General features: G+C 70.4%; 8 protein-coding genes. 2 read left to right on the top strand and 6 right to left on the bottom strand.

Features of this window, described 5'->3' with window-relative positions:
- Positions 1-44: 44 nt before the first annotated feature.
- On the top strand, positions 45-998 hold the full coding sequence (locus tag VGW35_10680) for a hypothetical protein (protein HEV8308121.1): 954 nt from the start codon (positions 45-47) through the stop codon (positions 996-998).
- A 38-nt stretch (positions 999-1,036) separates the two neighbouring features.
- Here VGW35_10680 and VGW35_10675 read toward each other — a convergent pair whose 3' ends face one another.
- The 5 genes from VGW35_10675 to VGW35_10655 all read right to left on the bottom strand — a co-directional run bounded on the left by VGW35_10675 (position 1,037) and on the right by VGW35_10655 (position 6,001).
- Positions 1,037-1,741, bottom strand: coding sequence for an ABC transporter ATP-binding protein (locus VGW35_10675; protein ID HEV8308120.1), 705 nt, complete (start codon positions 1,739-1,741; stop codon positions 1,037-1,039).
- Positions 1,734-2,513 carry an ABC transporter ATP-binding protein gene (locus VGW35_10670; protein HEV8308119.1) on the bottom strand — a complete coding sequence of 260 codons (780 nt, stop codon included), beginning with the start codon at positions 2,511-2,513 and terminating at the stop codon, positions 1,734-1,736. The genes VGW35_10675 and VGW35_10670 overlap by 8 nt, the downstream gene beginning before the upstream one ends.
- Positions 2,514-2,568: 55 nt before the next feature.
- Positions 2,569-3,723, bottom strand: a complete 1,155-nt coding sequence (locus tag VGW35_10665) for a branched-chain amino acid ABC transporter permease (GenBank protein ID HEV8308118.1) — start codon at positions 3,721-3,723, stop codon at positions 2,569-2,571.
- A 45-nt stretch (positions 3,724-3,768) separates the two neighbouring features.
- The gene (locus tag VGW35_10660) at positions 3,769-4,692 is read right to left on the bottom strand and encodes a branched-chain amino acid ABC transporter permease (GenBank protein HEV8308117.1); all 924 of its coding nucleotides are present in this window, start codon (positions 4,690-4,692) and stop codon (positions 3,769-3,771) included.
- A gap of 85 nt (positions 4,693-4,777) precedes the next feature.
- Positions 4,778-6,001: a branched-chain amino acid ABC transporter substrate-binding protein gene (locus VGW35_10655; GenBank protein ID HEV8308116.1), complete on the bottom strand. Its 1,224-nt coding sequence runs from the start codon at positions 5,999-6,001 to the stop codon at positions 4,778-4,780.
- A gap of 347 nt (positions 6,002-6,348) precedes the next feature.
- On the opposite strand from VGW35_10655, the gene VGW35_10650 reads away from it, so the two are divergent.
- Positions 6,349-8,427 (top strand): molybdopterin oxidoreductase family protein, encoded by a 2,079-nt coding sequence (locus tag VGW35_10650; protein HEV8308115.1) that lies wholly within the window; start codon positions 6,349-6,351, stop codon positions 8,425-8,427.
- Here VGW35_10650 and VGW35_10645 read toward each other — a convergent pair.
- A partial coding sequence (locus tag VGW35_10645; protein HEV8308114.1) for an extracellular solute-binding protein occupies positions 8,414-9,552 on the bottom strand: 1,139 nt, incomplete at its 5' end. The genes VGW35_10650 and VGW35_10645 overlap by 14 nt on opposite strands.

Raw genomic sequence — 9,552 nt, 5'->3', positions numbered from 1 at the left:
CAAGAGAGGGCCACCGATTGACTCGGCATGCGCTCAGGCTCAGCCTGCTGTTCGCCACGACGCTCGCGCTGACGACGCCCGTCGTCCGGACGGCCGGGGCGTCGGTGGCCGGCTGCCCGGTCTTCCCGGTCGACCACATCTGGAACACCCGGGTCGACACGGTTCGGGTCCATCCACGGTCGAACGACTACATCCGGTCCATCGGTCCCGCGGTCGGCCTGCATCCGGACTTCGGGTCCGGGACCTGGAACGGTGGGCCCATCGGGATCCCGTTCGTGGTCGTCCCCGGGACCCAGCCCCGCGTCCCGGTGCGCTTCGGGTACGCCGGCGAGAGCGATCCCGGCCCTTACCCCATCCCGCCGAATCCGCCCATCGAAGGGGGCCCGCAGAGCCGCGGGGACCGCCACGTGCTGATCGTCGACCGGGACAATTGCCGGCTCTACGAGCTGTACGCGGCCTACCGGCAGCGGGACGGGAGCTGGCGGGCCGGCTCGGGCGCGACCTTCAACCTGCGCGGCTATGTCCTGCGTCCAGCCGGGTGGACCTCCGCCGACGCGGCGGGCTTCGCCATCTTCCCAGGGCTGGTGCGGTACGAGGAAGTGGCCGCGGGCAAGATCGGCCACGCCATCCGCTTCACCGCGAACACGACGCAACGCCGGTACGTCTGGCACGCGCGCCACTTCGCCTCCGACGTCACCAACCCGGCCGTGCCGCCCATGGGCCAGCGGTTCCGGCTCAAGGCCGCGTTCGACATCTCGCGGTTCCCGCGCGACGTGCGGGTGATCCTGCAGGCCATGAAGACCTACGGGATCGTCCTGGCCGACAACGGGAGCGACTGGTACATCAGCGGCGTCCCCGACCGCCGCTGGAACGACGACCTGCTGGTGAGCGCCTTTCGGCAGGTGCGCGGGTCGAACTTCGAGGCGGTCGACGTGTCGAGCCTGATGATCTACCCGAACTCGGGCAAGGCCCGGCAGCCCGCCCCGCCCTCGCCGTAGACGGTTTTCGCCCGTTCGCGTTCGCGCTCGCCAGGGGCTCACGCCGACAGGTAGGCGTGGCGGACGACGTCCGAGTCCTGTAGCTCGCGGGCGGTGCCGGCGCCGACGATCTCCCCCTTCTGGATCACGTAGCCCCGGTGGGCGAGGGCGAGGCTCTTCCGGGCGTTCTGCTCCACCAGAAACACCGTCGTCCCCTGGCGGTTGATCTCGTGGATCATCTCGAAGATCTGCTCGACCAGGAGCGGGGAAAGCCCGAGCGAGGGCTCGTCGAGGAGGAGCAGGCGCGGGCGGCCCATCAAGGCGCGGCCGATCGCCAGCATCGCCTGCTCGCCCCCGCTGAGCGTGCCCGCGATCTGGCGTCGTCGCTCGCCGAGCCGGGGGAACTCCTCGAAGATCCGGGCCGTGCGCTCGGCCGCCGCGCGCGACCCCCACTCGGCGAACGCGCCCATCCGGAGGTTCTCCTGGACGGTCATCTTCGGGAAGATCCGCCGCCCCTCGGGCACCACGCCGATCCCGCGCCCGACGATCCGGTGGGTCCGGAGCCCGTCGATCCGCTCTCCGCGGAAGAAGATCGCCCCCTCGACCGGCGCCACGATCCCCAGGATCGTCCGGATCAACGTCGTCTTCCCGGCGCCGTTCGGGCCCAGCAGAACCGCGATCTCGCCCTCCCGCAGCTCGACCGAGACCCGGCGCAGCACCGGGCTCGGGCCGTAGCGGGTCGAGACCTCCCGGACCTCAAGCACGCGCGGCCTCCCGGCCAAGATAGGCCTCGCGGACGTCCTCGTTCGCCGCGACTTCGGCGAACCGGCCCTCGGCGATCTTCCGCCCGTAATTGAAGGCCACCACCCGCTGGCTCACGCCCTCGATCACGAACATGTCGTGCTCGATGATGACGATGCTGAGCCCCGGCATCTCCCCCCGCACGACCTGGAGGTCCTTCATCAGCTCGACGGTCTCCGCTGGGCTCATGCCGGCCGACGGCTCGTCCAGGAGGAGCAGCCGTGGCCGCGAGGCGAGTGCCCGGCAGATCTCGACGCGCCGGCGGTCGATCTGGGGCAGGCCGCCGACCGGCTCGAACCCCCGGTTCACCAGCTCGGCGTTGAAGAGGCCGAGGAGATGCGTCGCTCGCCCGAGAGCCTCGCGCACTTCGCCGAGGACCCGCTGCCGCCGGAAGACCGCGTCCCAGGCGCCGGTCCGGACCTGCGTGTGCATTCCGATGAGCACGTTGTCGAAGACGCTCAGCCGGAGACACAGGCGGCTCGCCTGGAACGTACGGGCGATCCCCTGCCGGCAAATCAGGTGGGGCTCGAGCCCCGCCAGCTCCTGTCCCCGGAATCGCACGGTGCCCGCCGCCGGGACGAGCCCGGTGACCGCGTTGAAGAACGTCGTCTTCCCGGAGCCGTTCGGGCCGATGAGCCCCAGGGTCTCACCCGCGTCCACGCCCACGTCTACCTGGTCGAGCGCGGTCAGCCCCCCGAACCGCACCGTGAGGCTCTCCGTCTCGAAGAGCCTCACGCGGCCGGCTCCGTCGCGTCGACGGTGACAGCGCCTCCCGATCGGCCCGGGCCGATCACGCGCGCACCTCGGTCTCGCGCAGCCCGTAGCGCCGCACCGCGGCCGGCCACAAGCCCCAGGGCCGGTAGAGGAGCACGAGGATGATCGCCAGGCCGTAGAGGAGGAGCCGGTACTCGTGAAGCATGCGAAACCGCTCGGGGAGCGGGATCAGGAGGCACGCGCCGAGGACGACGCCCGGGATCGAGTCCAGGCCGCCCAGGATGATGACGGAGACCATGATCAGCGAGTAGCCGAAGTCGAAGTCGGGCGGCGAGACGAAGCCCACCATCACCGCGTAGAGCGCCCCGCCCAGCCCGATGAAGAAGTTCCCGATGGAGAACGCGAGCAGCTTGTACCGGACCACCGACACGCCGCTGCACTTCGCGGCAATCTCGTCGTCCCGGAGCGTGTTGAGGGTGAGCCCGAACCAGGAGTTGTGGAGCCGCCAGGCGAGCCAGGTCACGAGCGCCGCCATGGCGAGGGCGGCGTAATAAAAGTTCGCATGGTACGGCAGGGTGAGCCCGCCGAGCCGGAGCGGCGCGGTGAATGCGTAGCCGAACGGCTGGAGCGTCGGGATGTTCTTGATCCCCTGGGGTCCTCCGGTGAACTCGAGGTTGTTCACCAGGATGTTGAAGATGAACCCGAAGGCGATCGTGACCAGTGCCAGGTAGTGGCCGCGCGTCTTCAGGATCGGAACGAAGAGGATGGCGCCGACCGCCACCGCCGCCAGTGGCCCCAGCAGCACCGCGAGCCAGGGAGGGAGGCCGAGCTTCACGGTCAGCAGCCCCACCGTGTAACCACCGAGGCCCGAAAAGGCGGCGCCGGCCAGATTGATGACCCCGGCGCTCCCGAGCTGGAGGTTGAGGCCCTGGGCGATCGTGACGTAGAGGAGCGCCATGGTGACGACGAACGTCCAGTACGGGCTCGTGCGGAGAAGGACCGGCAGCGCCACCGCGCAGAGGGCAGCGCCCGCCAGGGCCGCCGTCCGGTGGGCCAGGAACGTCGCCGTCGTCCAGCGCCAGAGGCGAGCCGACAGCCGGGCGACGGCGGCGAGGACGACGATCGCGGCCACGGTCGCCGCCACCGCAGCCGGGCGCTCGGCCAGGAGCGCGGCCACGACCAGGACAAAGAGGCCCAGCTCGATGGCCCAGACCGCCCCTATGCCGCTCATGCGACTGCCCTTCGAAGCGCCCCGGGCGACGGGTATCGGCCCGGGCTACACGCGCTCGACGGCCTTTTCGCCAAGGATGCCCGTGGGCCTGAGCACCATGAAAACCATGACGACGGCGAAGGCCACCACGTCGCGGAACTCCGAGCCCCGCGGGATGAAGGCGGCGGCGAGCGTCTGAAGGACGCCGAAGAGGAGGCCGCCCAGGATCGCCCCGTAGACGTTCCCGAGGCCCCCGATCGCCGCGGCGGAGAAGCCGATGACCCCGCCCATGATCCCCATGATGAAGTGGATCTCGCTGTAGTAGAGGCCGTTCAGGACCCCGGCGACGGCGGCCAGCGCGGAGCCGAGGAAGAACGTGACGTCCACGGTGCGGTCGAGGTCCACCCCCATCATCTGGGCGGCCTCGGGGTCCTGGGCGACCGCGCGGATGCTGGCCCCGATCCGCGTCCGGGTGATGAGGAGGTCCAGCGCCACCATGCAGGCGGCGCCGATGGCGAGGATGGCGAGGTTCTCGTAGCGGATCACGACTCCGCCGACCTCGAACAGTCCCCCGGGGAGCATGGCGGGGAAGGGCTTGGGGTCGGCCCCGCGGGGGAAGAAGATGAGGACCGCCTCCCGGATGACCAGGCCGAGGGAGAGCGTGGCTAGGAGCGTCATGAGGGGCGGCGCCTTGGCGAGGGGCTTGACGCACCCCCGCTCGGCCAGCACGCCGACGAGGCCGGTCACGAGCACGGCGCCGACGAAGGTGAGGCAGAGAGCCACGGCCGGGTGGGTGAGCCCGGCCGCTGTCCAGGCGAAGGTGAGGGAGAGCCCGGCGAAGGCGCCGAGCATGAAGATGTCGCCGTGGGAGAAGTGGATCACGTCGAGGACGCCGAAGAAGAGCGTGAAGCCCACGGCGACCAGGGCGTACATGACGCCCAGCATGAGGCCGTTGAAGGCCTGCTGGAGGAGGACCTCCAGCGGTGGCATCAGCGGTCGTCGGGCCGAGAACCGTCGCCGCTCGGCGTCTTCGGCCCGACGCGCGACAGAGGCCTGGCCGCCCGGCGTCTCACGCTCAACCTCGTTCCCGGCGGAACTTGAGCCCCGGCAGCTCGCGCTTGCCGGCCGCGTACTCCGAGTCCTCCCAGACCACCCACTTCCCGTCCTGGACGACGTAGGTGGTGATCAGGGGGACGATGTTCTGCCCGTGCTCGTCGAACTCGACGGGGCCGATGATCGTGTCGCGCTTCTTGGTCCGCTTCAGCTTCTCGGCCACCTTGGCCCGGTCCGGCCCGACCTCCTCGATCGCGTCGATCATCAGGTGCGTGGCCACGTAGGCGAACGGACCGTAGGCTTCCGACGGCTCCTTGAAGCCCATCTTCGCGTACGCCTCGAGGAACTTCTTCCCGCCCGGCAGCTTCTCGGTCGGCGCCCCCTCGGTGAAGCAGTAGACGCCCTCCGCGCTCGCCCCGGCCGTCTCGATGAAGGTGTCCGACTTGATCCCCGAGGTGCCCTGGAGCTGCGCCTTGACCCCGAGCTTGTCCATCTGGACCTTGACCCGGACCCCGTCGGGGGTGAGGCCGCCGTAGTAGATGACCTCCGGCTTCTCGGCCTTCACCTTGGTCAGCTCCGCCGTGTAGTCCTTCTGGTCCTTGGCGGTCCCGGTCACCGACAGGACCTTCCCGCCGACCTTCTCGAGGCCCTCGGTGAAGTACTTGGCGTGGCCCCGGCCGTAGTCGGTGGTGTCGTGGATGATCGAGAAAGTCTTGAACCCGACCTTCTTCACGGCGAAGTCGGCCGCGATGTGGTTCTGGTTGATCATGGTGCCGTTGACGCGGGTGACCTCGGGGTACTGGTGGCCGTAGGTGATCTCGGGCAGCACCGCGCCCCAGACCATCGACGGCAGGCCGAGCTTGTGCATGGTGTCCACGGTCGCGATGGCCACCACGCTGCAGTAGTGGGAGACGGAGGCGATCACCTCGGGCTCAGAGCCGGCCTTGAGCGCCGCCTGAACGCCGACCGTCGGCTTGCACTCGTCGTCCAGGACGATCGTCTCGTAGCGGTACTTGCTCTTCGGGTCGGCGTTCCGCTCGGCCACCGCGAGCAGGAACGAGTTGCGCCCGCCCAGCCCGTTCGAGGCCGTGCCGCCGGTCAGCGGCCCGATGAACGAGAGCTTCACCACCTTCTTGGCCTGGGCGCCGGCCGAGGGTCCGAGGCCGAAGGCGGCGAGGCCGAGCCCGGCCGTCACGCCGGTCCGCAGGAGCTCGCGTCGGTCCACCTGCCGCGAGAGGTCCACCATGGTCTGATCCTCCTTCTTCCTCCAGTCCGATCCGCCTTCGGTCGCCTCGGCTCGCGGGAATCCGCGGGCTTCGCGGGAATGGCCCCCACTATAAGCAGGCCGGCCGGGCGCCGCAAGAGCGCCGGGCCCCTTGCGGCTTGTCGGAGTGACGACGCGCAGCGGCTCGTCCTGCCGCCAACGGTTGGTGTTCCGCTCCGCGCGCGGGCTTCGCCCGCGGGCCCACCCACCCAGCCCGAGAGGTGGGGGTGGGCCTGGGAGGGGGCCCCAACGGGCGAAGCCCGCCCAATCAAAGGCCCCCTCCCAGGATCTTGCGGGCCAGGCACCCCGGCGTCTATGGTGGAGCCGACATGGCCGAGCCCATTCCGGCGACCGCCCGGACAGGTCCCGTCAAGGGCGCCTGCCCCCACGACTGCCCCGACGCCTGCGCCTGGGAGGTGACCGTCGAGGACGGCGCCGCCGTGCGGCTCGCCGGGAGCCGCGCCCATCCGTTCACGCGCGGGGCCCTGTGCGCCAAGGTCAACCGGTACCTGGACCGGGTCTACAGCCCCGAGCGGGTGCTCCAGCCGCTCCGCCGGGTCGGCGGGAAGAGCGAGGGAGCCTTCCGTCCGGTGGGCTGGGACGAAGCCCTCACCGAGATCGCCGGGCGGCTCCGCGCGGTCCTCGCGACCCACGGCGGCGAGGCGGTGCTGCCCTACAGCTTTGCCGGCAACCAGGGCGTGATCGAGTACGGCGGCATGGGAAACCGCTTCTTCGCCCGCCTCGGCGCGAGCCGGCTCGCCCGGACCATCTGCGGGAGCACCGCCGCCGCCGGCGTCCGCGCGACTCTCGGCGCGACGTACGGCATCCTGCCTGAGGACGTCGTCCAGAGCCGGTTCATCCTGCTGTGGGGCACGAACACCGTGGTCACGAACGTCCATCTCTGGCCCTTCATCCGCCGGGGACGCGAGGCGGGCGCCCGGCTGGTCGTGATCGACCCGCTGCGGACCCGGACCGCCGCCGAGGCCGACTGGCACGTCCGCCCGATTCCCGGCACCGACGCCGCGCTCGCCCTCGGCATGATGCACGTCATCGTCGCTGAAGGCCTCCACGACGCCGACTACGTCGAGCGGCACACGGTGGGATTCGATCGGCTCCGGGACCGGCTCGCCGAATACCCGCCGTCGCGCGCCGCCGACCTGTGCGGCGTGCCGGCGGACGAGATCGTCGCGCTAGCGCGGGCCTACGCCACGACCCGGCCCGCCGTGATCCGCACGCTCGTCGGCCCCGAAAAGCATCCGGGGGGCGGGATGCTGCTCCGGACCATCGCCTGCCTTCCCGCCCTGGTCGGCGCCTGGCGTGAGCGCGGCGGCGGCCTCCTGCCCTCGACGGCGGAGCTCTTCCTGAAGGCCCTCGCGATCGATGCGGTGGAGATGCCGCAGCTCGCCTCGCACAAGACCCGCCTGATCAACATGGTCCAGCTGGGCCGCGCCCTGACCGACCCGGCGCTGCGGCCGCCCATCCTGGTCCTGTTCGTCTACAACGCCAATCCGGCCGTGATCGCGCCGAATCAGGGGCTCGTGGTGCAGGGTCTGCGCCGCGAAGACCTGTTTACCGTCGTCCACGACCTCTTCCTGACCGACACCGCGCGCTACGCCGACTTCGTTCTGCCCGCCACCAGCTTCGTCGAGGAGTGGGACCTGGTCACGAGCTGGGGCCACCAGTATCTCAGCCTGAACCGGCCCGCGATCGCCCCGCGCGGCGAGGCCGTGTCCAACACCGAGCTCTTCCGGCGACTGGCGTCGGTGATGGGCTTCGACGAGCCGTGCTTCCGCGAGACCGAGCAAGACTTGATCCGGGCGGCACTGGGGAGCGGCCACCCGTATCTGAAAGGCGTGACGTTCGAGCGCCTCCTCGAAGAGGGCTGGGCGCCGCTCGCGTTGCCGGCCGACTGGCGGCCCTTCGCCGAGGGTGGCTTCCCGACGTCGTCCGGAAAGTGCGAGCTGTACTCCGAGCGGCTCGCCGCCCGCGGCCTCGATCCCCTCCCCGGCTATCGACCGCCGGCCGGGGATGGCTACCCGCTCGTCCTGATCAGCGCCAAGTCAGCCCTCCACTTCCTGAACTCGAGCTACGCGCACCTGCCTCGCCACGCGCGCGCCGAAGGGGAGCCGCACCTGGACATGCACGCCGACGACGCCGCCGCGCGCGGGATCCGGGACGGGGAGCTGGTCCGCGCCCACAACCGGCGCGGCTCGGTGGTGCTGCGCGCCCGCGTCGGCGACGGCGTCCGCCCGGGCGTCGTGGCCATGCCGCACGGCTGGTGGCCGTCCCGGAGCCCCTCGGGAGCGTCCGCGAACGCCCTCACGTCGGACGGGCTGGCGGACCTCGGCGGCGGCAGCGACCTCTACAGCACCCGCGTCGAGGTCGAGCGCGTCACTACTTCCTCTTGAGCTCCTCCCAGGCGGCCTCGATCTCCTTCCGGTACTTCTCGTTGACCTCCTGGTAGCGCTTCTGGGCGACGTCCTCGTCGTAGTTGCCGACGATCTCGTGGTCGAAGTAGGAGCGCACGCCTCCCGTGAACTCGACGGCCTTCTCGGCGACCGAGCCGGGCGGGCCCTGCACCTTGTACTTCGGCGTGATCGGGAAGAGGCCACGCTCCATGAAGACCTTCTGGCCGCGCTCGGTGAGCAGGAACTCGATGAACGCCCGGGCGGCCTTCGGGTGGCGGGCCCCGGCCAGGATCGCCATCGGCTCGGGGGTCACGAAGGCGTTCCTGGGGGCGACGTACTTGATGTCGAAGCCGGCCAGCACCTCCTCGAACGCCATGTAGGACGGCACCGCGAACCCCGCCGCGAACTCGCCCTTGGCCACCACCGACGGCACGTCCCGACTGCGGGCGGTGAAGATGCCGGAGTTGCCGGCCAGGCGCTTCAGCCATTCCCAGCCGGCCTGCTCGCCCTTCACCTGCAGGATGATCTCGTACGTGGCGTGGCTCGACGACGAGCGCGTGGGCGCGCACTGGGCGACGTTCCCCTTGAGCTTGGGGTGGAGGAGGTCGTCCCAGTCCTTCGGCTCGGGCACGCCGAGGCGCTTGAGGAGCCGCGGGTGGTAGACGATCCCATAGGGCTCCAGCGCGGTCCCGATCCAGAAGCCGTGAGGGTCCTTGAGCGGGATCGGCTTCGGCTTGCCGATCGAGAGCGGAATGCCGTCGGCCAGCTCGCGCGAGATCTCGTGCTTCACGAGGAGCTTCTGCTCGGCGAGCTTGTCGAAGAGCGCCGATTCGCCGCCCCAGAAGATGTCGGCCTCCGGCCTGCCCTTCCACTCCACGATGCGGCCGTAGGAGACGGGAGTGCCGGCGTACTGAGCGTTGGTCTTCAGGGTGAGGCCCCACCGCTCCTTGGCGTAGTCGGCGAAGGCCTTCAGCGTGGCGTCCACGATGAACTTGGAGACGGGAGTCTGCAGGACCAGCTCGTCCTCGATCGGCGCCTGGGCCTGCGCGGGCCCGGCCCCGAGGGTGACGGCCAGCACGAGCACGAGCAGAACGATGGACACGGGCAGCCTCCTTGCCAGCGACT

Source organism: Candidatus Methylomirabilota bacterium, assembly GCA_036005065.1.
Taxonomy (GTDB): Bacteria; Methylomirabilota; Methylomirabilia; order Rokubacteriales; family DASRDR01; genus DASYQW01.
The sequence above is the reverse complement of the archived record's forward strand: the minus strand, read 5'-3'. Positions and strand labels throughout refer to the sequence as shown.

Coding starts and splice junctions, on each gene's coding strand:
- VGW35_10665 (HEV8308118.1), bottom strand. CDS start 3,723: ATGAGCGGCATAGGGGCGGTCTGGGCCATCGAGCTGGGCCTCTTTGTC.
- VGW35_10660 (HEV8308117.1), bottom strand. CDS start 4,692: ATGCCACCGCTGGAGGTCCTCCTCCAGCAGGCCTTCAACGGCCTCATG.
- VGW35_10655 (HEV8308116.1), bottom strand. CDS start 6,001: ATGGTGGACCTCTCGCGGCAGGTGGACCGACGCGAGCTCCTGCGGACC.
- VGW35_10650 (HEV8308115.1), top strand. CDS start 6,349: ATGGCCGAGCCCATTCCGGCGACCGCCCGGACAGGTCCCGTCAAGGGC.